General features: G+C 69.1%; 10 protein-coding genes. 6 read left to right on the top strand and 4 right to left on the bottom strand.

Annotated elements, in window-relative coordinates:
• Positions 1–42: 42 nt before the first annotated feature.
• Both ACI79S_RS02190 and ACI79S_RS02185 read right to left on the bottom strand, forming a co-directional pair.
• A complete protein-coding gene (locus ACI79S_RS02190; protein ID WP_456591804.1) occupies positions 43–1,176 on the bottom strand; it encodes a DNA cytosine methyltransferase in 1,134 nt (377 codons plus the stop codon).
• 35 nt (positions 1,177–1,211) lie between these two features.
• Positions 1,212–2,372 carry a DNA cytosine methyltransferase gene (locus ACI79S_RS02185; RefSeq protein WP_456591803.1) on the bottom strand — a complete coding sequence of 387 codons (1,161 nt, stop codon included), beginning with the start codon at positions 2,370–2,372 and terminating at the stop codon, positions 1,212–1,214.
• 51 nt (positions 2,373–2,423) lie between these two features.
• Between ACI79S_RS02185 and ACI79S_RS02180 the strand changes: the two genes are divergently transcribed.
• On the top strand, positions 2,424–2,903 hold the full coding sequence (locus ACI79S_RS02180; protein WP_456591802.1) for a very short patch repair endonuclease: 480 nt from the start codon (positions 2,424–2,426) through the stop codon (positions 2,901–2,903).
• A gap of 262 nt (positions 2,904–3,165) precedes the next feature.
• Here the strand turns inward: ACI79S_RS02180 and ACI79S_RS02175 are convergent, their stop codons facing one another.
• Positions 3,166–4,455: a hypothetical protein gene (locus ACI79S_RS02175; protein ID WP_456591801.1), complete on the bottom strand. Its 1,290-nt coding sequence runs from the start codon at positions 4,453–4,455 to the stop codon at positions 3,166–3,168.
• Between the two features lie 225 nt (positions 4,456–4,680).
• Positions 4,681–5,118 carry a hypothetical protein gene (locus ACI79S_RS02170; RefSeq protein ID WP_456591800.1) on the bottom strand — a complete coding sequence of 146 codons (438 nt, stop codon included), beginning with the start codon at positions 5,116–5,118 and terminating at the stop codon, positions 4,681–4,683.
• A gap of 620 nt (positions 5,119–5,738) precedes the next feature.
• Between ACI79S_RS02170 and ACI79S_RS02165 the strand changes: the two genes are divergently transcribed.
• From ACI79S_RS02165 to ACI79S_RS02145, 5 genes are all read left to right on the top strand, one after another.
• Positions 5,739–8,282, top strand: a complete 2,544-nt coding sequence (locus ACI79S_RS02165) for an SNF2-related protein (RefSeq protein ID WP_456591799.1) — start codon at positions 5,739–5,741, stop codon at positions 8,280–8,282.
• Positions 8,282–12,868, top strand: a complete 4,587-nt coding sequence (locus ACI79S_RS02160) for a class I SAM-dependent DNA methyltransferase (RefSeq protein WP_456591798.1) — start codon at positions 8,282–8,284, stop codon at positions 12,866–12,868. The genes ACI79S_RS02165 and ACI79S_RS02160 overlap by 1 nt, the downstream gene beginning before the upstream one ends.
• Positions 12,869–13,018: 150 nt before the next feature.
• On the top strand, positions 13,019–19,147 hold the full coding sequence (locus ACI79S_RS02155) for a DEAD/DEAH box helicase (protein ID WP_456591797.1): 6,129 nt from the start codon (positions 13,019–13,021) through the stop codon (positions 19,145–19,147).
• Positions 19,144–21,234 carry a 3'-5' exonuclease gene (locus ACI79S_RS02150; protein ID WP_456591796.1) on the top strand — a complete coding sequence of 697 codons (2,091 nt, stop codon included), beginning with the start codon at positions 19,144–19,146 and terminating at the stop codon, positions 21,232–21,234. Before ACI79S_RS02155 ends, ACI79S_RS02150 begins: the two co-directional genes overlap by 4 nt.
• A 56-nt stretch (positions 21,235–21,290) precedes the next feature.
• The gene (locus ACI79S_RS02145) at positions 21,291–23,234 is read left to right on the top strand and encodes a GmrSD restriction endonuclease domain-containing protein (protein WP_456591795.1); all 1,944 of its coding nucleotides are present in this window, start codon (positions 21,291–21,293) and stop codon (positions 23,232–23,234) included.
• Positions 23,235–23,241: the final 7 nt, after the last annotated feature.

Raw genomic sequence — 23,241 nt, 5'->3', positions numbered from 1 at the left:
CGGGTCCGGTGTCGCCGACGGCGCCGGACCCGCCTCCGCAGCTCAGACGGCGAGGAGTCGCTGTGCGACGACCTGCGCCACTGCACGGGCCAAGGGGGGCGGCACGGCGTTGCCGATCTGACGAGCGATCTCTGCCTTGCTACCGCACCACACGTGACGCTCGTCGAAGCCCTGGACGACCGCGGCCTCGGCGTGTGTCAGCGCTCGGTTGACCTGGATGCCGCCGTTCTGCCACTGAGGGTGCAGGAAGCGCCCCTTCTCAGGCCTGAAGAACTCCGTGCGGATCGTGACGGCCGGCTCGTCCCAGCGCAGCCGCCCCAGGACGTCACCGGCGCCCTTCGTGTGCCGGCGCCAGCACGGGTACTGCAGCTCCTCGGGCAGACTGAACCGTCCTTGCCCCGGCGCGATGTGGGCGTACCGGATCTGCGACGTGAGGTCGTAGTGCCGCGTGATGTGCAGGTCTCGCAGTTTGAACACTCCAGGCACCTCCTGGCCGCCGAAGACGATGCTGCTCTCGGGCAGCCACTCCTCGCGTACGTCCGGCTCGAGAACGACCGGGCCCTGCATGAAGGCCTGCCGCAGACTCGTCCAGGTGGCCCGCCCGTTCGTCGGGACCTTTGCGTGCGTAGGTGCGGGCTCGGCCACTGGACCGATTCTCGAGCCGACGATGATGGTCCGGACGCGCTTCTGGGGCACCCCGAAATCGGCAGCATTGAGCCGGAGGACCTGGGTGCGGAAATCGGCCAGCTCGCCGTCCTCGCTCGCCGCACGTCGGAGAAGCTCGAACTCGGGGGTCTTCGCGAAACGGTCGACGTTCTCGAACACGAACATGGACGCGTCCGACTCGCGCACGACGCGGACGAAGTGGCGCCACAGCTGGTTCCGCGCGTCCGCCGGATCTCGCTTGCCCAACGCGGAGAAGCCTTGGCACGGTGGTCCGCCGATGACCACGTCGACGTTCGGAACGCTCCGGAAGTCGGCGATGTCGCCAGCGAAGGTGTGTTCGCCTCTTGGATCGAAATTGGCAGCGAACGTTGCCGCTGCGGCCGTGTCGGCCTCCACCGCGCCGGTGGACGAGAAGCTGCCCTCGTCGAGGAAACCCCGGGTCAGACCGCCACAACCGGCGAACAGGTCGAGCGCGGTGAAGCGGGCGGTCGGCGCAACGGAAGTGCCCACGCCCCACATTTTGTCGTCCGCTGGTTCCACGGGCGTCAGACGGCGAGAGGGACGGCGAGGTCGATCAAGTCGTCCGCCGTGGTCCTCGTCATCGCCTGAGAGAGATGAGCGGCGATGGCCCGTCCGAGCGGGATGGGAACCGCGTTGCCGATCTGGCGCGCGATCGCGGTTTTAGACCCAACCCATTGGTGATTCTCCGGAAAGCCCTGGATCAGCGCCGCCTCGTAATGCGTGATGGCACGGTGCTCCTCCGGGTGGAGGTAGCGCCCCTTCTCGGGCTTGAAGAACTCAGTCCGGATTGTCACCGAAGGCTTGTGCCAGGACAGCCGACCCATGACGTCCGCTGACCCGGTCTTGTGCTTGGTCCAACAGTTCGAAAGCAGCTCTTCGGGAATGTTGAAGCGGTTGCCGCCAGGACCGATCGAGCGGATGCGCTTCTCGGAGGTCTCCGAGTAGGTGCGTCCGACATGGAGCTCCGACGTGCTGAAAGGGCCCGGCACCTTCCGCGTACCCACGACGGTCCACTGACCCGACGGCAGCTCGGTCGTCTCCACCTGATTTGCCACGCCGTCGAGGACGGACCGCAGGGTCACGTGCCGTCCGAGATGGGTCGGCGCAGGCAGACCCGGCGCAGGAAGCTCGCGGTGATGACCGATGAGGATGGTCCGGCGGCGCGCCTGAGCCGCCCCGAAATCCGCTGCGTTGAGGACGCCCGCCTCGAAGTCGTAGTCGGCGAGCAGCCCACCTGGCTCGGTGGCCGCCCGAAGGTCCGCGAACTGCCGCGACTTGAGGAACGCGCCGACGTTCTCGAGCACGAAGTACCGGGGCTCCGCCTGCACGATGGTGAGCGCGTAGTCGTGCCAGAGCGCATTGCGCTCGTCCTCCGCGTCCCGCTTCCCCAGGGTCGAGAAGCCCTGACAGGGGGGGCCTCCGACGACCACGTCGACGGACGGCACATCGCAGTTCGCTAGCCAGTCGCTGATGGCTCGTACGTGGACGACGGCGTCGCCGAACGTCGCCTTGTAGCTGGCCGCCGCCTGGGGATCCATCTCCACGGCTTCCACGGTGCGGAAGGCGCCGGACGCATGGAAGCCCTGCGTCATCCCGCCGGCACCACTGAAGAGGTCCAGTACCGTCGCGAGGTGCCGCCCTTCCTGGTCCGCGGCCGGATCTGAGGACGAGGGGAACGGCTGCACAAGCGGAGGCTAGCCGGCCCCACCGACGAACGTTGAGGCGACAGTCCGACGATGAGCCAAGATCCCGGCCCCAGCGCCCCACCGGTACCGCTGGATGCGTCGGTCGCCCGACGGATGTCCCGCCAGCCGCGCCGGGACACGGCTCCGGAGGTAGCGCTGCGTCGGGAGCTGCACAGACGGGGCCTGCGTTTCCGTGTGGACTGGCCGCTGCCGGGGCTACCCCGTCGACGGGCCGACGTCGCCTTCACCCGGAAGCACGTCGCAGTGTTCATCGACGGTTGCTTCTGGCACGCCTGTCCGGAGCATCGGACCGCTCCCGCATCGAACGCCGACTGGTGGGCAGCGAAGCTGGACAGGAACGTGAGTCGGGATCGAGACACGGACGAACACCTGCGCCGACTCGGCTGGACGGTTCTCCGCTTCTGGGAGCACGAAGATCCGGTGAGCGCCGCCGGATCCGTCGAGGCGGCGGTTCGTGGCGCCACGGACGCGGGTCCTGCTCCGCCGCCGACGTCGTGTCGGCACGGTTGAGGCACGGCCCACCGACCTACACCCCGTTGACACAGCCGTGTAGGCGTCCCGCAGAGGACCACTTCGGGGCCGACTGTCGACGACGATGACCAGAGCATGACCTGCACAGGGGCTATCCGGACGAGGGCGGCAGGCGCTTGAGCGCCGTCTCGCCCGTTCTGCTCGGCGCGAGTCTCGGATCTCGGGTCTCGGGTCTCGGGTCTCGGGTCTCGGGTCTCAGGACAATCAACTGAACCGGGAGCCCTGCGCTGGTCCGATCGGCTCAGAATTGCACTTGTCGCCATAGGTAGGAGTGGGGGTCGGACCACTTGCTGCCGATGTCCGAGGGGCACTCTCCTTGATCAAGCACGCATCCGAAGTCCCTGCAGGCGGAGTCCGCACACGCCGACGGAAGTATCTCCCCTGGCTCCGGCATCAGATGCGCCGCCGCCTCATTGGCTGGCCGGGGAACGGCGTCGCGACCGATTCCGAACAGGGCGACGCCCGCGTCCTCGGCCCAGCGCAGTGCCTGGCGGGTGAAGCCCGCCCGGGACATCACCGCAGCGCGGCGGGCGGTCACGCTGGCCTGACCCTGCACACGCTGCACAACGGAAAGCCCCGCGCTCGAAGCAGCAGAATGCAGATGGACCAGCAGGTGCTTTCCGCCGAGCTGAACGCCCCTGCCGGCCTTCTGCGGTCGCACATCCGTGAAGCCGCACCACCGGAACCAGCTCGCGAAGAACCAGTGGTCGTCGAGGTCCTCTTCATAGCGTTCGGACCAGCGCGGCGTGGGTGCGTATCGCCACAGCCGTCCCCACTTGGAGGTTTCCGGGTCAGCGGCCGACCACTCCCGGAGCAATCCGGCCAGGTCGTCGACAGGCAGCTCCCCGAGGGGCATGTCGGGCCTGGGCTCCCGGACGTGGTGGACGGCGAAACGCACGTCCATCCGTCCTCGGGACCCCGGGTCGTCGTAGACCTCAAGGTCCGCGGTCCAACCGAGATGGGGTCTCAGCGCGACCTCGACCTGCGCCGCGTCCATCTCCTCCTGCAGGACCAACCTTTCCAAGTGCCCGCTGTCCCGAACCAACCTGTTGCCTTCAGGCTTGAGAGCCCGGGGCACCTGGATGGCCCCGGCCGGCACGCCGAGCGCCACGAGGGCGTCCGCGAGCCCGGTGATGTCGGAGTGTTCGACCCGGCCCCAGAAGTAGGGGCTGAGCAGAGGGCGCCGCTCGATGCTCGCCCGGGCCGCCTCCGCGACGACGTCGAGAAGCGCCGCCGGCGGAGTCTCCAACGGCCAGGCGGTCAGCTCGCCCGGCTGGTGCGGTTCGAGCGGGCGCACGACGATCCAGGCGCCCCTGCTGTCGAAATACAGCCTGACCTTGCCGCCGGCCGGCAGCGGGATCGAGATGAACTGGAGCAAGGTCTGGGGGTCGTGGGCCACCTCGGCCCTCAGTCCGAGCGGCTCCAGCCGCGCCGGGAGGCCCGAGGCCAGCGCCTGGAGCCGGTGGAACAGCATCTCTGAGGCGAGCACGCCTGCGGGCGGAAAGCTCACGAGATCTCTGCCGATCTGCACCGAGTTTGCCCGATCGGTCGCGTACGGATGACGCCGACACCACGAAAAGCTCGCCAGCGTAGCCCCAGGCGAGGCCATTCGGTCACGGACGTACGACTGTCTCGAGCTTCGGCCGCCGCAGCTCCCCAGGACGTCATAGCTGCTCCATCTATCGGCTGTGTCCGGGAATCCAATGCACGCCGACGGACTCCCGACATATTGACGGAGAGGGCCACTGGCGACGCATTACTCGTCTTCGCTGACGACTGTCGGCTCCGGCGCCGATGACGCCGGCACAGGCGCGGGGGGCGGTGTCGGAAGACCGAGCCCGACGTCGTCGAGAGCCATGTGCGGCGACTCTGCGAGCTTCCTGCGTGCGTCTGCCTGGCCCTGGTTGTAGGCCAGCTGGGCAGCTGCTCCGCCCGCTCCCCCCGCCGTCGCATAACCGCCCCAGACGTAGTCCCAGACATAGGACCCTGAGGAGGAATCGATCAGGACGACCCAGTACGTGGCCCCGTACTTGCGCACCGTCCAGTACTTGCCGTCGGCCGTGTAGTCCCGGTATGCGCGTCGCTGTGTAGTCGTCACTGCGGCAAAGTAGATGCCAGCGGCGCATTGACCCTGGAACGCCTGTGCCGCTTGGGCAAGACGTGCATGAAGCGTCTGGTCGGACAGCTGAATCACTCGGTAGGCGAACCGCTGCGGGGCGCCTAACCAGTCCGGGTGTTTGTAGGGCCGCGGGGTGTCGTCCGGAGCGCCGAGGCGGCGCGCCGAGGAGCCGCCCTTCGGGCCACCCCATGAGGCGCTGAGGCAGGCGGAAGGCTGTCGACGGCGGCCGGCTGTGAAGCGGGTCGACAAGGACGCCCCCTGGACGTTTCTGGAGTGTGCGCGGACTGGCGTGGCTTACGGGACAGAATGGGCGTCGGACTGCCTCGCCCTCCAGCTCCTCACCTACAGTCGCCCGGGGCTGAAACCCAGCGCCACGAAGGAGGGCCATGTCCGTCGCCCAGGCACATCCAGCCGGCAGCGTCGTCGTCGTCCGTGACGAGGAGTGGGTCGTCTCCTCCAGCGAGCGCGCCGGTCACGGCTGGAAGGTTCGTTGCGTGGGGCGGACCGAGCTCGTTCGCGGCACGACCGCGACCTTCTTCAGCAGCCTGGACGACATCGAGCAGCTCGACCCGGCCAAGGCAGAGCTCGTCCAGGACACCTCCCCGGGCTTCCGCCGCAGCCGGCTGTGGGTGGAGGCGGTCCGCCGGAAGACGCCGGTCCCGCTGCACGAGCCCGGGCTCACCGTTGCCCAGCACATGCTTCTCGACACCAACGAGTACCAGCGTCAGGCCGTCCAGCAGGCCTTGGACCCCACCCGGCTCCGCCCCCGCCTGCTCATCGCCGACGCGGTCGGGCTCGGCAAGACGCTGGAAATCGGCATGACCCTGGCCGAACTGCAACGTCGTGGTCGGGCCGACCGGGTCCTGGTCGTGACGCCCCGGCACGTGTTGGAGCAGATGCAATTCGAGCTGTGGACCCGCTTCGCCATTCCCTTGGTGCGGCTCGACTCGGAAGGCATCGCCAAGGTCCGACAGCAGCTGCCGGCCAGTCGAAACCCGTTCACTTTCTTCCCCAAGGTGATCGTCTCGATCGACACGCTCAAGTCGGCCAGGTACCGGACCCACCTCGAGCACCACCGATGGGACGTCGTCGTGATCGACGAGGCCCACAACCTGGCCCGGTCGTCGACGCTGAACAGTCAGCTGGCCCGAACGATTGCCCCGAACACGGAGGCGCTGATCTTGGCGTCGGCGACTCCGCACAACGGCGACGCCGAGTCCTTCGCGAACCTGGTGAACCTGCTCGACCCGACGGCGATTGTCGACCGGTCGGACTACGACCTACGCGACATCAGGCACCTTTTCATCCGGCGCCACCGCAATTCCCCCGAGGTAGCGCGAGAGGTCAACACGACCTGGGCGGCGCGGCCGGTGCCCCAGGTCCTCGCCGTTCAGGCGTCCCCCGCCGAGGACGCGCTCGCCACCGAACTCTCACAGGTCTGGCTCCACCCGCTGGAGGGCGCAACACCCGTGTCCGGTCAGGGCCGGCACCTGTTCCCCTGGACCCTCGCCAAGTCCTTCCTCTCCTCCCCCGCCGCGCTGCTGGAGACGGTGCAGAACCGGCAGAAGACGCTGGCCGACAAGGGTGAGAGCCACACGGCGGAGGGCACGGCCTTGGCCCGTCTGGTCGAACTCGCCGAGGGAGCAGAGAAGGAGGGGTCCGCCAAGCTGGATGCCCTGGTCGAGCATCTGACGACCATCGGCGTACGGCGCGGCACTGACGTCCGCGTCGTCCTCTTCACCGAGCGGCTTGCCACGCTCCACTGGCTGCGGCGCACCCTGCCGACCGCCCTGAAGCTGCCCGAGGATGCCTTCGCCGTCCTGCACGGAGGGCTGCAGGACAAGGAGCAGCTCGAGGTCGTCGACGCCTTCGGGCGCTCGGGCAGCCCCATCCGCGTCCTGCTCACGGGCGACGTGGCGAGTGAAGGAGTGAACCTGCACAAGCAGTGCCACCACCTCGTCCACGTGGACATCCCCTGGAGCCTGATCCGGATCGAACAGCGCAACGGTCGGATCGACCGCTACGGGCAGGTGCACCCGCCCGAGATCACGGCACTGGCGCTGACCACTACCGACGAACGCTTCAGCGGCGACGTCCGCGTCATCACCAAGCTCCTGGACAAGGAACACGCCGCGCACACCGCACTCGGTGACGCGGCGAGCCTGCTCGACCTGCACGACGTCGACCGCGAAGAGGCCGCCATCCGCAAGGCCCTCGCAGAAGGCCGGGACCTGGACGACGTCGTCCCCGAGCCCGCCCAGCTGACTCCCGCCGTCTCCGGGCTCGCGGTGCTGGCGTTCCTCGACGCCGGCGTCGCGGCCACTCCTCCCGCCGTGCCGGAGTGGGACGAGCGGGGGCTCTTCACCACGGAGGTCGACTTCCTGCGGGAGGCGCTGCACGAGGCCTTCCCGGCGCCCGCGGCGCCGCTGGAGGGAGGCGGGGTCGGGTGGCGTGAACATCCGGACGACGGGGTGGTGGAGCTCGTCCCACCGGCCGACCTGATGAGCCGGCTCACCGCCCTGCCGCAGAGCTACCTCGCCGAGCGCAAGGTCCGCGAGCGACTCCTGCTCGCCACCACGCGCCCGGCGGCCGACGAGTCCCTGCGCCTGGCCCGCGCGGGCGAGAAGACCCAGTGGCCGACCGCGCACTACCTCTCGCCGCTGCACCCGGTGCTGGACTGGGCCGTCGACCGCGCCCTGTCCCAGCTCGGCCGCAACCACGTACCCGTGGCCCTCGCCGACGTCCCTGTGCCCACAGCGATCACCCTCGGCACCCTCAGCAACCACCGGGGACAGGTCGTCCTCCGCAGCATCGTGGCGCAGCAGTTCCACGACCCCGCATGGGAGCCGATCCTCGTCGAGGACGTCGCCGGATTGCTCGACGACTCCGGATTCACGAGCGCGAGCGCCAACACCGGCGTGACGATCGACCTCACCCGTCACCAGCCGCTGATACCGGCGGCCGTGTCCCAGATGCAGCGCTCCATGCAGACCCTGCACTCCTTCCGCGTCGACGCCCTGACCGAGCCGATCGAGCAGGCGAAGCAGCGCATCGCCGGCTGGAGCGAACAGGCCGAGGCACTCGCCGACACGCGCGCCCCCGCGCAGGCGGCGAGGTTGCGACGCGACGTCGAACGCACCCGCCGGGACGCCACCGCTCTGGCCGAGAGCCTCACCGCCCGTCCGGATCCGATGGTCCGGGTGCTGCTCCTCCTGCTCCCCCGCACGGAAGGCCAGTGATGTCCGGCTTCGACACCATCGTGGTCGGCAACGACCTCGTCTCCGAGCACTGGCTGGCCGAGCAGTTCCCTGCCACCGTCAAAGCGCTCCGCGCCGCGTGGAAGGAGCGCGAGGAGCACGGCAAGGCCACCCCGCGGTCCGGCCTGCTCGCACTGGCCGGCACGTTCGGCGTCGATCTGGCCCGACTGCGTGAGCGGGCCGCCATGGACCGTGAGGACCTCGACGGGCTGCGCAGGCTTCACGCGTCCGTGCGCGCGGCACTCCAGTTTCCCGGCGAAGAGGACACCTGGCTGGGCGAACGAGGCGGGACGGAGCTGGCCGTCTCCGCCGTCGCACCCGGAGCTCCCGACGGGCCGCCCCTCCTGATCCTGCAGGCCCAGGATGCCGGCACCGTCGAGGACCTGCTCGACACCGAGGGCAAGGGGCAGCTGCTCACTCCGGCGCAGCTCGGGACGACGACGATCACGGCCACCGCCACGGCCATCAGCGAGGTGTTCCAGTCCGAGGAGCCACCTGCCCTTGTGGTGGTGACCGCCGGCGCGTGGCTGCTGCTGGCCGAGCGCGGCAGCTGGCCGGAAGGGCGATGGCTGGCAGTCGACCTTGCCACGGTGTGCGACCGCCGGGACACCCGCGCCGCGGGAGAGCTGGAGACGGCTGCGGCGCTGATGTCGGCCGACACCCTGGTGCCGGCCGACGACGGATCGACACTGCTGCTGAGCCTCCTCGAGGAGTCGGTGAAGCACGCCGTCGGCGTCTCGCAGGACCTGCGCGACGGCATCCGCGAGTCCATCGAACTGCTCGCCACGGACGTCCTGCGACGCCGGCGCGAGAAGGGCCTGCCCGACGACGCGCCCGACCTGGCCCGTGACCTCACGCGCCAGTGCCTGCGCTACCTGTACCGGATCCTCTTCCTGCTCTACGCGGAGGCCCGCCCCGAGCTGGGCGTGCTGCCGACCGGCGCCCCCGAGTACTCCGAGGGCTACGGGCTCGACCGCCTGCGCGAACTCGTCCTCACCGAACTCACCACCGAGAGCGCCGAGAACGGCCGCCACTTCTACGAGTCGTTGGCGACCCTGTTCCGCCTGGTCAACGAAGGCTATCCGCCCGAGACGCTGGACGGCGTGGGCACTCGGTCGGTCGGGGAGGTCCCGACGGACGACGGTGGCGAGCTGCGGTTCGAGGCGCTGCGTGCGGATCTCTTCTCGGACGACGCCGTGGCCCTCGTCGACGAGGTCGGCCTCGGCAACCGGTGCCTGCAGCAGGTGCTCAGCCGACTGCTGCTCAGCAAGAAGCAGAAGGGGCGCGACCGCGGCTTCGTGTCCTACGCCCAGCTCGGCATCAACCAGCTCGGCGCGGTCTACGAGGGGCTGATGTCCTACACCGGGTCGATCGCCACGGTGCCGTCCATCGAGGTCGCGAAGGACGGCGATCGCAGCAAGGGCTCCTGGGTCGTGCCACAGTCGGCGACCGAGGGATTCGACGAGTCCTGGTTCGTCAAGGTGACCGACCCGGAGACCGGGCTGCTCCGCCGCATCACCTACGCGCCGGGCGACTTCGTGTTCCGTCTCTCGGGCTACGACCGACAGCGGAGCGCCAGCTACTACACCCCCGAGGTGCTCACACGGCTCGTGGTCGACCACTCGCTGGCCGAACTGCTCGACCAGGACGGTGAGACCACGCCGGCGGGCGACATCCTGTCGCTGACGGTGTGCGAGCCGGCCCTGGGATCCGGCGCCTTCCTCGTCGAAGCCGTCCGCCAGCTGGCCGACCAGTACCTCCGCCGGCGCCAGGCCGAACTCGGCAAGCGGATCCCCGCCGAGGACTACCCCGCCGAGCTGCAGAAGGTGAAGGCGCACCTCGCGCTCCATCAGTGCTACGGCGTCGACCTCAACGCCACCGCCGTCGAACTGGCCGAGATCACCCTGTGGCTCGACGCCATGCACCCGGGCCTGCGGGCACCGTGGTTCGGGCTGCACCTGCGCCGGGGCAACTCCCTCATCGGCGCGCGACGAGAGGTGTACGCGCAGAAGGAGCTCGACAAACGAGCCTGGCTGACCACCGTGCCCACCGCCCGGCCGTTGGGGACGCCGGTCGAGGTCGGCGAGGTCCACCACTTCCTGCTCCCCGCCGCGGGCTGGGGAGCAGTGTCCGACACCAAGGAGGCCAAGGAACTGGCCCCCGAGGCGCGGGCAAAGCTGGCGGACTGGCGCAAGAAGATCACCGCCACGCTGTCCAAGGCCGAGCAGAAGCAACTTGCGGCGTTGGCCCAGCGCGTCGAGGCGCTGTGGGGACTGGCGCTGCGTCGCCTGGAGATTGCCGAGGCCGAGGCCCGCCGGCACATCGACGTCTGGGGCGCCGAGGACCTGCCCACCGGGACCGGCGCGGTGCAACGCGAGCAGATCGAGGCGGTGCTCACTGACCCCGACGGCGCCTACCAGCGCCTCCACCGGGTGATGGACGCGTGGGCTGCACTGTGGAGCTGGCCGATGACGGCTGACGGGGCGCCGCCCACCCGCGAACAGTGGCTCGGCGCTCTGGAGATGCTGCTCGGCACCGTGAGTAAGGCCGAGGCGAAGGCCGGCCGCGGCATGTTCGCCGACCTCGAGACCTGGGGCGACCTGGACGTCGCCGAGCACGACGACCGCGCCTGGAGCCAGGCACGCCCGGTCGCTCGAGTCCTGGACGAGCATCCGTGGCTTCGCGTTTGCGAGCGGATCGGGCGGCGCGAGGGCTTCTTCCACTGGGAGCTGACCTTCGGCCCCGTTTTCGCCCGCAGCGGCGGATTCGACCTGCAGCTGGGCAACCCACCGTGGGTGCGGCCGGACTGGGACGACGCGCTCACGCTAGCCGAATTCGACGCCTGGTTTGGCCTCGCCGAAAAGCCCTCCGTCGCAGCAGTGCGTGATCGCCGGGCCGCCGTTCTAGCCGCCCCAGCTGGGGCCGAACGTTATCTGGAGGCCCGTGCCGCGCTCGCTGGATTGAGCGAGCATCTCGGCAGCACGGTCGACCGACCGGTCCTGACGGGGCTCCGGCCCGATCTGTATCGCTGCTTCATGGAGCGAACATGGCGGTCGATGGCAACCGTCGGCATCGTGGGGCTCATCCACCCGGAATCGCACTTCACCGAGGCCCGGGCTGGCGGATTGCGCCGACAGACCTACGCCCGACTTCGTCGCCATTGGCAGTTTCGCAATGAGCTCAAGTTCTTCGAAATCGGCAACACGCGCACCTACGGAGTTCACATCTATGGATGCCGCCGCGCGCCCAACTTTCTCAACGCGGCGTCCATTTATGACCCAGCGACGATCCAGCGATCCCTTGACCATGACGGGTCTGACCCTGAGCCTGGCATCAAGGACGAACAAGACAATTGGGATCTTCGCCCCCACGGACGGCGCGTCCTGCGGGTAAACGGTCGAATACTTGCCAGTTGGGCCGCTTTGGTGGACGAACCAGGAACTCCCGAAGCCGAAGCCCGAATGCTTTATCCCGTCACTACATCGAGCCAGGTCGTCCTCGACAAACTGGCAGGCGCGCCTCGATTCAGCGCGAGCAACTTTTCGTGGACCTTCGGCTGGAATGAAACCAGTGACCGGCAGGCTGGATTCTTTAGCAGCGGGTCGGCAGTTCCCGAGAGTTGGCGGGACGCGATCCTGCAGGGCCCACACCTCGGCCCCGCGAATCCCTTCTTTCAGAACCCTCCTCCTACCTATCGGACATTCAAGGATTACCGACCGGTCAATCTCGAAGAACTGACCAGTCGGGCGATTCCCCGGACGAACTATCAGCGAGCTACCTCCCCCGAAAAGTACGAGGCTGCCTACCCCCGTTGGCACGGCAAGCCGAGCAACCAGTTCTTCCGACTCGCCTGGCGCCGCATGGCCGACTCATCCACCGTGCGCACACTCCATGCAGCACTAGTTCCGCCGGGACCGGCGTTCGTGGGGACGGTTCTGAGCGCTGGCGACATACCGTCACTTGACCTAGCCGTGGCAGCTGGCATGTGGGCCTCGTTGCCCGTCGACTTCTTCGTGAAGGCTGGCGGCATCACCGAACTCAAGACGAACGTCGCCGGTCGCTTCCCGCATCCGCGTGACCACGGACTCGTTTCCGAGCTCGTATTGCGAGCGTTACGGCTGAATTGCCTCACCGCCGACTACGCGCCGCTGTGGGAGGAGCTCTTCCATCCGCGTTGGCAGGAGGACTCGTGGACCCGGAAGCTTCCCGCCGCACCGATGGGCGAAGTTCAGAAAGAGTGGACGATGACCACTCCGCTCCGCAAGGACGCCGAGCGCCGCCAGGCGCTGGTGGAGATCGACGCGCTCGCTGCCGTGATGCTCGGCATCACCGCCGAGGAGCTGTGTGCGATCTACCGCACCCAGTTCGGCGTGCTGCGCAAGTACGAGCGGGTCATGCAGATGGACGCGAACGGCCGCCAAGTGCCTGCGGAGGTGCTCAAGGAGTACGCCAAGAAGGGCGACCGGGCGGACCTCGGCCGGTACGCACTCCCCTTCACCGGTGTCGACCGGGAGGCGGAGATGACGATCGCCCACGCCGAGTTCTCACGCCGACTCGCGGAGCGCTGAGGCGAAGCGCATCCGCGCACCGGGGCTTGGATTGCCCGGTCGAGTTGCCGGGACCGGCGACTTGCCCGGGCGACGGCTACCGGGACGGTGCAGTTCTCACGCATAGTGTGGGCGCTGTGACATGGAACGGGGATGGTCATGCTGCCGTCGTTGGTCGCTGAGGAACTGCGCTCGTCGCTGACCAGCTTCCTGGGCACCACGTTCGCGCTCGCCGACGAGGACGTCCGGGCGGAGCTGGAGCGCTTCATCGCGGACGAGGAGCACGGCGTGTTCCGCGGCCCCTACGTCCGCCTCCGGCTGCCGTTCCGGCCGGCGCAGGACGGCTGGCAGGACCAGCTCGGCTTCATCCCGCACGGATTCACCCCGCACCGCCATCAGGCCGAGGCCTGGCAGCGACTCTCGTCCCTGCACCACCCGCCACGGCCGACGCTGGTCACCACGGGCACGGGATCCGGCAAGACCGAGAGCTTCCTTGTGCCGCTGCTCGACCACTGCCGGCGGAACGGCCACGTCCGCGGCATCAAGGCGATCGTCCTCTACCCGATGAACGCGTTGGCCAACGACCAGGCCCGACGGATCGCCGGCTTGGTGCACGACCATCCCGACGAGCTCGGCGGCGTCCGGGTGGGGCTCTACACCGGCGACTCCCCCGACTCGTCGACCATGTCCGAGGGCGCGGTCATCGGGAACCGCTACGAGCTGCGGAGCAACCCGCCGGACATCCTGCTCACCAACTACAAGATGCTGGACATGATCCTGCTCAGGAGCGAGGACAAGGCCCTGTTCGAGGGCGCCGGCCAGTCACTGCGCTACCTCGTCCTGGACGAGTTCCACACCTACGACGGCGCCCAGGGCACCGACGTCGCCATGCTGCTGCGCCGTCTCGGCATGGCCATCGGCACCACGGGCATCGACGGCCCCCTGACCGGCGTCGCCCCCGTGGCGACCTCGGCCACCTTGGGCAGCAGCGCAGGCGACACCCAGGCACTCCGCGACTTCGCGGAGACGGTGTTCGGCATCCCCTTTCCCGCCGACGCCGTGGTGGGCGAGGACCGGCTCACCGCAGAGGAGTGGGCGACCGGGCCCCGAGGCGCCGTTCCTCTGCTGGACCAGGTCGCCGGCGCCCTCGCGCTCTGCACGTCCCACGAGGAGGTCGTGGAGGCCGCGCAACGGACCTTCCTCGGCGAGGTAGCCGAGGATGCCCAGGCCCTCGGCAGAGCGCTGCGTGCACATCCCCTGACCGGACGGCTGGTGGCCGCGGCCGCCGACGCCCGCCACCTGGCGGACGTCGCGGCGGAGGTGGAACCGGGCTGGGCCGCGCGCCCACGGGACGCCCGTGCGGCCGTCTCGGCCTTCCTGGCGATGCTGAGCGAGGCGCGCGACGAGGGCGACCGCCCGCTCATGGCGGTGGACGTCCAGCTGTGGCTGCGAGAGGTGCGCCGTGTCGTCCGGCGACTCGACGTGGCGCCGCGCTTCGAGTGGTTCGAGGGAGTGGCCCCCACCCACGGCCAGGCCATGGCCGCGCTCTTCTGCCGGCACTGCGGTCGCTCCGGCTGGGGGGCCGCCGCCAAGGCCGCGGGCGGCTACGGCATCAACCCCGACACCGTGTGGCGCAGCTCGATGACCGAGAGGCGGCTGCAGCGGGCGTGGATCTTCGCGCCCGGTGAAGGCGCCGCCGGCGACCCCCGCGTCCACTGGGTCGACGGCGACACCGGTGAGCTGTCCCGCACCACGACGGGTCGGCACACGACCGAGGTGCCGGTCGTCGTCACCCCGGACGACGAGGCGGCCCGCAAGGACCGCTGTCCCCTCTGCGGCCTGGACGACGGCATCCGCTTCCTCGGGTCCAGCGTGGCCACGCTGGCCTCCGCGGCGCTCGGGCATGTCTTCGCCAGCCCCGACATCGAGCCCGCGCAGAAGAAGACGCTCGTCTTCACCGACAGCGTCCAGGACGCGTCCCACCGGGCATCGTTCATCGAGTCCCGGGCCTACGTTCTGAACCGGCGGTCGTTGCTGCTGCGCGCCGTCGGGCCGGACGGATGCACGCTCGACCGTGTGGGCGACTCCCTCACGGCAGCGGCGCACACCCCGGAGGAGCGTTACGCCGTCCTCCCACCCGATCTGAAGGAGCACGCCACCTTCCGCCGCTACTGGCAGGAGGAGCCCGTCGGGGAGGTCATCGCTTCTGTCGCGAAGCTCATGGACTTCGCCGCGGCACTGGAGTTCGGGCTGTCGGCCCGCGTGGGCCGCACGCTGGAGCTGACGGGCGCCGCGACCGCGCACGTCCACGTCGACTCGCTGTCCGACCTGGTGGACACCGTCATGGAGGTCGTCGACGGACTCCCCGTGCAGACGGCCCTGGAGGACGACGCGCTCACCGTCCAGATGGAGCTGCGCGGGCGGGGCGGCGAGAGGACCGTCCGATGGGCTCGTGGGGTCCTCGAGCGCATCCGCCTGCAGGGCGGGATCGCCCATCCCTGGCTCGACAAGTACGCCACCTCCGGTGGCGACCGCTACAGCATCTGGGGTGGACGGCCGCGTCGGGAAGGCATGCCCGCCTTCCCGCGAGGCCGCCCGGCGCCCAGCTTCCCGACGACGGCCGCCGCGTCCGAGGCCTTCGACACCGTCACCGGCTCCAAGGGCTGGTACGCCCGGTGGACGGCGCGGGCGCTGGACGTGCCGTCCGTCGACGCCCCCCGTTACGTCCGGGCCCTTCTCGACGCGTGCACGTCCGCGGGCGTGCTCTCCGTCGTCCAGACGGACGGGAAGAACCGGGTGTGGCAGCTCCCGCCGTCGCGGGTGCACGTGCGACGCACCGAAGGCCGTCGACCGGGCGTGCTGCGATGCGGGATCTGCTCGAGCGACCTCCCGGCTCCGGACGAGGTCCTCGCCGAGCTCGCCGGCGCGCCGTGCATGCGGATCGGGTGTCCCGGCACCTACTCGGTGACGACGCTCGAGCCCGACTACTACCGGGACCTGTACCGCGCGGGCCGGGTCCGTCGGATCGTGGCCCACGAACACACGTCGCTCCTGAAGGCGGACGAGCGCGTCGGCCTCGAGAAGCGGTTCAAGCAGACGCAGCAGGCAGCGAGCGACCCCAACGTGTTGACCTGCACGCCGACGCTCGAACTCGGCATCGACATCGGCGACCTGACCATGGTGGCCCTGACGTCGATGCCCCGCTCGACCGCCTCGTACCTGCAGCGGGTCGGTCGCGCCGGTCGGCTCACGGGCAGCTCACTCGTGCTGTCGCTGCTGCCCGCCCGCCCGCTCGAACTGCAGCGCCTGGTGGACCCGCTCACCATGATCGCCGGCGACGTCGTCCCACCGGCCTGCTACCTCGATGCCGTGGAGATCCTCCGCCGCCAGTACCTCGCCTCCCTCGTCGACCGTCAGGCGCGGTCGGAACAGGCCCGCCCTCTGCGGCGGGCCACGGACGTGTTCGTGGGCGGACTCGCTCCGACCTCGTACCTGGGCCGGCTGATGGCCGACGCGCGGGCGCACGCCGAGGACTACGTCACCGAGTTCCTGCAGGGCTTCGGCGACGCCGTCTCCAAGGAGACCGCCGAGGACCTCCGTCGCTGGGCCGGCGTCGATGCGGGCGCCGAGGTCCCCGAGATGGAGCGGGCGGTCGAGCTGGCCGTCAACACCTGGCTCGCCGACGTCGCCGAACTGGAGACCCGGAAGAAGGCGCTGCAGGCAGAGGCCGACCGGATGGACCAGCTCCCCTCCCTGGACGACGCGCAGAAGCGCGACCACAAGCGCACGCTCGGCGAGCTCGCCGCCATCCGCAGGACGCTCTCCGAGCAACGGACGACGTACTGGATCAGCGTCCTGGAAGCGGTCGGACTGCTGCCGAACTACGCCCTGCTCGACGACTCCACCCACCTGGACGTGGCCCTGTGGTGGACGGACGAGGAGTCCGGCGCCGCGGAGCGCAGCGACGACACGTACGTCCGCGGCAGTCGCACCGCACTGGGCGAGCTCGCACCGGGCGCCACCTTCTACGTCCGCGGAACCTCCGTCGAGATCGACGGACTGGAGCTGGGCAGCAGCCGCAACCCGGCGACCGAGGACCGCCGCTTCTGCCCGTCCTGTGGGTGGTCCGGGCCCGCCAGTACCGCCATCACGGCCTGCCCCCGCTGCGACGACCCCGCCGCTGCGGACACGGGCCAGATCGTCCGCACCCTGCCCTTCCGCAAGGCGTCCGCCTACGCATCCCGTGAGCTGGCCCAGCGGGACGAGGACAGCGACGACCGCCGTCGCACGTCCTTCACGGTCCTCACGACCGTTGACGCGGACCCGGCCGACATCGCCGTCGCCTGGGGGCTCGAGGACTACCAGTTCGGCGCCGAGGTGCTGCGCCGCGCCGACATCCGGTGGATCAACGTGGGGCCGGCGGCCCGCAACGGAGCGTCGCTGCGGATCGCAGGGAACGAGGAGGCCGCTCCTCGTTTCGAGGCGTGCACCACCTGTGGCGTCGTGTGGGCGGCCCAGCGAGGGGTGAACAGCACGGCCGAGGCACGTCACCGTGGATGGTGCTCTCAGCGTCGATCCCCTCGCGCCGACGGTTGGACCAACGTCGTACTGACCCACCAGCTCCGTACGCAGGCGGTGCGCCTGTTGGTGCCCCCGGTCGTCCTGGTGGACCCGACCCTCCTGACGTCGTTCCGGGCGGCGCTGCTCCTGGGTCTCCGTCAGGTGCTCGGTGGGGATCCCGACCACCTCGACGTCGTCACCGCCGTGGACCCCGCGCCCGGGTCGGTGGAACGCTGGGCCATGGTGCTGCACGACACCGTGCCAGGCGGTACCGGCTACCTGGCCCGCTTCGGCGAACCGGAGGAGGTCCAACGTCTGCTGCAGGCGGCGCTCGACGCGCTGCAGACCTGCCCGTGCCGGAACGAGGACGTGGCCGCATGTCACCGTTGCCTCCTGCCGCACGTCCCGCCGCCGATGGCCGAGCTGGCGCGACGCGACCGTGCGATCGAGCTGCTCATGGACGTCCTCCGTGATTGGGTCCCTCGGGAGATCCCGTCGCTCCGCAGCATCGAGGTCGGCCCCCACGACACACCCATCGAACGCCGCTTCCGCCAACTGCTGATCCGCTGGGCGAAGGCGCAGGGCGCCTCGGTGAGTACGCAGGCGACCAGCTTCGGTGACCGTGTGGACCTCGTCTTCCCCGCGGCCCTCGGTGGACTGCGGTGGAAGCTCACGCCGCAGGTCAACCACGGCTTCGTCGTCCCCGACTTCGACCTGACCACCGACGACCCGGAGGTCCCGACGGTCACCGTGTTCTGCGACGGAGTCCGCTATCACGCTCACGCACAGTGCAATCGGGTCGCGGACGACGCCGTGAAGCGTCACGAACTCCGCGAGCAGGGTGCGCTGGTGTGGGCCCTGACCCACCGCGATCTCGACGCCTTCGAGGCGGCTTTGGACGGCACCGGTGCTCCGCGCCCCGGCTGGGTCACGTCTGAGGTCGCCACGAAGACGTCCGAGTACGGCGTCCAGCTCTGCCAGGCGGGTGACGTGCACGCCACCGCGGTCCTCACGGACCCGGTCTCCGCCTTGACCGCCTTCCTGCTGCGGCCGGCCCCGGCGCGGTGGGCTCCCGCGGCGCGAGCCGCCACCTTCGCCTTGACCACCGGGTTCTGGGAAAGCGCCGTACAGACCGAGGGGTCGCTCCTGCCGGCCGTCCTCCGCGCCGACATGCTCGGCGAGTCGATGACCGTCCCGGCCGGCCCACACCAGGTCGTCGTCGGCCGGACCGCCGGCGGGGCGGCGCTCGGCATCGATCTGCGAGGACTGACCGACGTGCGCGCGGTGCTCGCCGTCGACGACCGTGACGGCGTGGTGGGAACCGACGCTCATCTCGCCGCGTGGCGGGACTGGCTGTCGCTCGGCAACGTCCTGCAGTTCCTCGAGCCTTCGGCCTTCCAGTCGAGGAGCATCGACGGGCTCCCCGTCGATGCCGCCGTGCCCGCTCCTGTCGCCATGAGTCCGGCCTGGCGAGAAGTGGCTTCGACCTTCGAGGGCGCTCTGGCCGACCTCGTCCGGGAGCTGGCGACCACCGGTGTCGACCTTCCGGAGGCGGGCCTCGAGCTGGCGGACGGCGAGTACCTCGTGGACCTGGCCTGGCCCGAGGCCCGGGTCGCCGTGTCGGTCGAGGAGGATGCCGAACGGGACGACTGGCTTTCCGAGCACGGTTGGACCGTCCTCCCGGTCGACGCGCATCAGATTCTGGCCGCCCTTAACTCCCAGTCAGAGGAGTCCCGATGACCGTCGTCATCGCCAAGCAGTACGAGAAGGACCTGCGCGTCGACGGCTCGATGAAGGCTCGCGCCTGGGACTTCATGATGAAGCTGAACAATGATCCCGACGCCGTCGGGCTCGACCTGAAGATGCCGCAGGGCGTCGTCGATCGCCGGGTCCGCACAGCGCGCGTGGACCAGAACTTCCGAGCGGTCCTCTTCGCTTTGCCCAACGACATGCTGGTCATGGCAGCCATCAAGCCCCACGACGACGCCTACGCCTATGCCAGTTCGGTCCGGCTCGAGATCAACGCCGCCAACGGTGCGATGGAGCTCATTGCCGAGGAGGCCATCCAGCGCACCGTCAAGGAGTTCCGAGACAAGCCACGCGCCCTCGACGAGCCCCAGGTCCTCCCCTTCAGTTCCGACGAGCTGGTCGGGGTCGGCATCCGTGACGACATCGCCGAGCAGGCCGTCCGGGTGGTGAGCGAGGACGAGCTGCTGACCCTGGTCGAGGACATTCCCGAGTGGCAGCAGCAGGCCCTGCTCGACCTGGCCACAGGAAAGAGCCTCGAGGACGTCCGGTCCGACTACGGCATCGGTGACGAGCCGACGGACGACCCCGAGCAGTCGCTGCAGCGGCCTGTGACCCGGATGGAGTTCGTGACCATCCAGGACGACGACGAGCTGCGACGCATGATCGAGGGCGACTTCGAGGAGTGGCGAACCTTTCTCCACCCCCAGCAGCGTGTCCTCGCCGAGCGACCGGTCTACAACGGACCGTTCCGTCTGGCCGGCGGCGCGGGCACGGGGAAGACCGTCGTCGCACTGCACCGGGCGAACTATCTCGCGCAGCGGCCGGGAGCCCGCGTCCTGCTCTGCACCTACAACCGGACGCTGGCCGGCGCCCTCGAGTCGCAGCTGCGCCGGCTCGCCTCGCCCGAGGCTCTGGCGCGGATCGACGTCCTGGGCGTCGACCAGGCCGTGAACCGGACGGTGCGGGAGCGCGACCGCGACGTGCCGCGGCTCGCCGACTCGAGGTTGCAGGAACGTCTCTGGGTCGATGCCGTCGCATCGGCCGACGTCCCGCCGGACCTCGTCCCGGCACTGACGCCGGACTTCATGGCCGCGGAGTTCCGCGCCGTCATCCTCGGGATGCCGGCCCTCACGAAAGAGCACTACCTGTCCGCCAAGCGACCCGGCCGTGCCGTCCGCCTCAACCGTGTCCAGCGCACGGCTGTGTGGCGAGTCGTGGAGGAGTTCCAGCGCGGACTGCGAGCGGAGCGTTCGACGACCTTCGAGCTGCTCACCGCCCGCGCCGCCGAGGTGGCGCAAGCAAGCTACGACCACGTCGTCGTGGACGAGGGCCAGGACCTGCACGCGGGACACTGGCGATTCCTGCGAGCCCTCGTCAGCCCGGGACAGAACGACCTCTTCATCTGCGAGGACGCGCACCAGCGGATCTACGGGGAGCGCCTGGTCCTCAGCCGGTACGGGATCGAGACCCGCGGCCGCTCACGCCGTCTGACGCTGAACTATCGGTCCTCTCGACAGAACCTGCGCTTCGCTCTCGGCGTGATCTCGGGAGCGGACATCGTCGACTCGGAAGGCGACCAGGAGACCGTCGCCGGCTACCGGGCCGCGTTCGACGGCCCTACGCCTACTAGCAGGGGATTCCCCACGCAGGCCGAGGAGGCCGACCACCTGGTGGAGACGGTGAGAGGCTGGGTGGCGGGAGCCGTCGCTCCGGCCTCCATCGGGGTTCTGGTGCGGCGCCAGGCGGACCAGGAGCGCGCTCGTCAGGCCCTGCAGTCGGCCGGCGTGCCGGTCGAGGTCCTCGGCCCGACGCAGCAGTCGACCCGGTCCGCCGTGGTGATCACGACCATGCACCGGGCGAAGGGCATGGAGTTCTCTCGGGTCGTCGTGTTCGGCGTGGAGTCGGCGGTCGTCCCGTTGCGGTTCCTTCTGGATCAAGCACCCGGACCGGAGAAGGAAACGGCAATGGCCAAAGAACGGTCCCTTCTCTACGTGGCCTGTAGCCGGGCCCGGGACGAGCTCGTCGTCACCTGGAGCGGCGCCCCGTCGCCCTTCCTGCCGGACACCGCTGTGGCCTAGCGGCTCACCCTCGCCTCCAGCCCTTAGGCACGCAACGCACAGCCGGGAGACAAATCGTGAAGGTGCAACAGATCCTCGACCTGGTCGACTCCGGGGACATCGCTCTGCCCGAGTTCCAACGCGGGTACGTCTGGAACCGCGAGCAGGTGCGCGGCCTGTTCTCCTCTCTGTACCGGGGCTACCCCATCGGCGCGTTCATGACCTGGAACACGAAGGCCGACGGCGCCGCAGCGCGTGGTGGTCCCGTGGCCGTCGATAGCACCGTCAAGTTGCTGCTCGACGGTCAGCAGCGGGTGACGACCCTGTACGGCGTCATACGGGGCAAGGCGCCGAAGTTCTTCGAAGGCAGCTCCAGCACCTTCTCGGGCTTGCACTTCAACCTCGACGACGAATCGTTCGAGTTCTTCGCACCGGCCAAGATGAAGGGCAACGTTGCTTGGATCAGCGTCACCGAGCTCATGAGTCAGGGCATCGGCCCTTTCATCGCGCGGGCCCAGCATCTCTCGAATCAGGGCGCCACGCCGATCGCGGAGTACATCAATCGACTCAACATGATCACCCAGATCGCCGCGATCGACGTCCACATCGAGGAAGTGACTGGAGCCGACAAGACCCTCGACGTCGTCGTCGACATCTTCAATCGAGTGAACTCCGGGGGCACGAAGCTGTCCAAGGGCGATCTCGCCCTGGCCAAGATCTGTGCGTCGTGGCCTGAAGCCAGACACCAGATGAACGAGGCGCTCGACAGCTGGGGAAAGGCCGGCTACAGCTTCCGGCTCGAGTGGCTACTGCGAAACGTCAATGCCGAGGTGACCGGAGAGGCCATGTTCGGCGCCTTGGCCGACGTCGACACGGCGCACATCAAGACTGGACTGACCGAGACCGTCAAGCGCGTCTCCCACTTGCTGGACATCGTCTCAGGTCGGCTCGGTCTCGATCACGACCGCGTCCTGTTCGCGCGGTACGCATTCCCGGTCATGACCCGGTACCTGCACCACCACAAGGGGAAGGTCCCCAGCGCAGCCGAACGGGACAAGCTGCTCTACTGGTACGTGCACGCTGGCATGTGGGGGCGGTTCGCGGGGTCGACCGAAACAGTTCTCAACCAGGATCTCGCGGCCGTCGACGGTGGTGGCGTCGACGCCCTGATCGAGAACATCCGTCAGATGCGAGGCGGCGACCTGACGGTCAGGCCGGCCGATTTCTCGGGATACAGCCTGGGCGCTCGCTTCTATCCGGTCCTTTACCTTCTAACGCGTACCCTTGGCGCACAAGACTTCGGCTCGGGGGTGCCCCTCTCGGCTCACATGCTGGGGCATTTAACAAGCCTGCAGGTCCACCACATCTTCCCGAAGGCGAAGCTGTATGCCGCTGGATACAGGCAGGGTGACGTCAACGCGGTCGCCAACTTCTGTTTCTTGACACAGAACACCAACCTGGCCATCAGTGCCGCCGACCCCGCCGACTACCTGGCCGACATCGAGGCTAATAATCCCGGCGCTTTGGCGAGTCAGTGGATACCCACCGATTCGTCGCTGTGGCGCCTGGATCGGTACATGGACTTTCTAGCGGCCCGGCGGGAACTGCTGGCGGCGGCAGCGAACGGCTTCCTGAACTCACTGCTCTCCGGAACGGCCGCGCAGTCTGCTACGCCGGACGTTGCTGCCTCGGGCTCTGTCATCGTCTCTCCGGACACGGACCCCGAGACAGCAGCTGTCGAGGGGGTCATCGGCTGGATCACGGAGCAGGGCTACGCCAAGCCGGACACCGGCGTGGAGGTGACAGACCCCGTGACGGGCACCGTGCTCGCCGTAGCCGAGGCGTTTTGGCCCAACGGGCTACAGGAAGGAATGGGCTCGCCCGTCGTCCTGGAAATGGAGCCGGAAGAAGCGGACGAGGATGGCCTTGCTGCTCTCGGCTATCACGTCTTTACGTCGGTGCAGGGCCTTCGGGACTACGTCAGCCGTCTTGGGCTAGAGGTAGGACCCGTCGAAGCGTAGAAGTGTG

The organism is Blastococcus sp. SYSU DS1024 (genome assembly GCF_054050795.1).
This window is presented reverse-complemented; position numbering and strand designations above follow the sequence as displayed.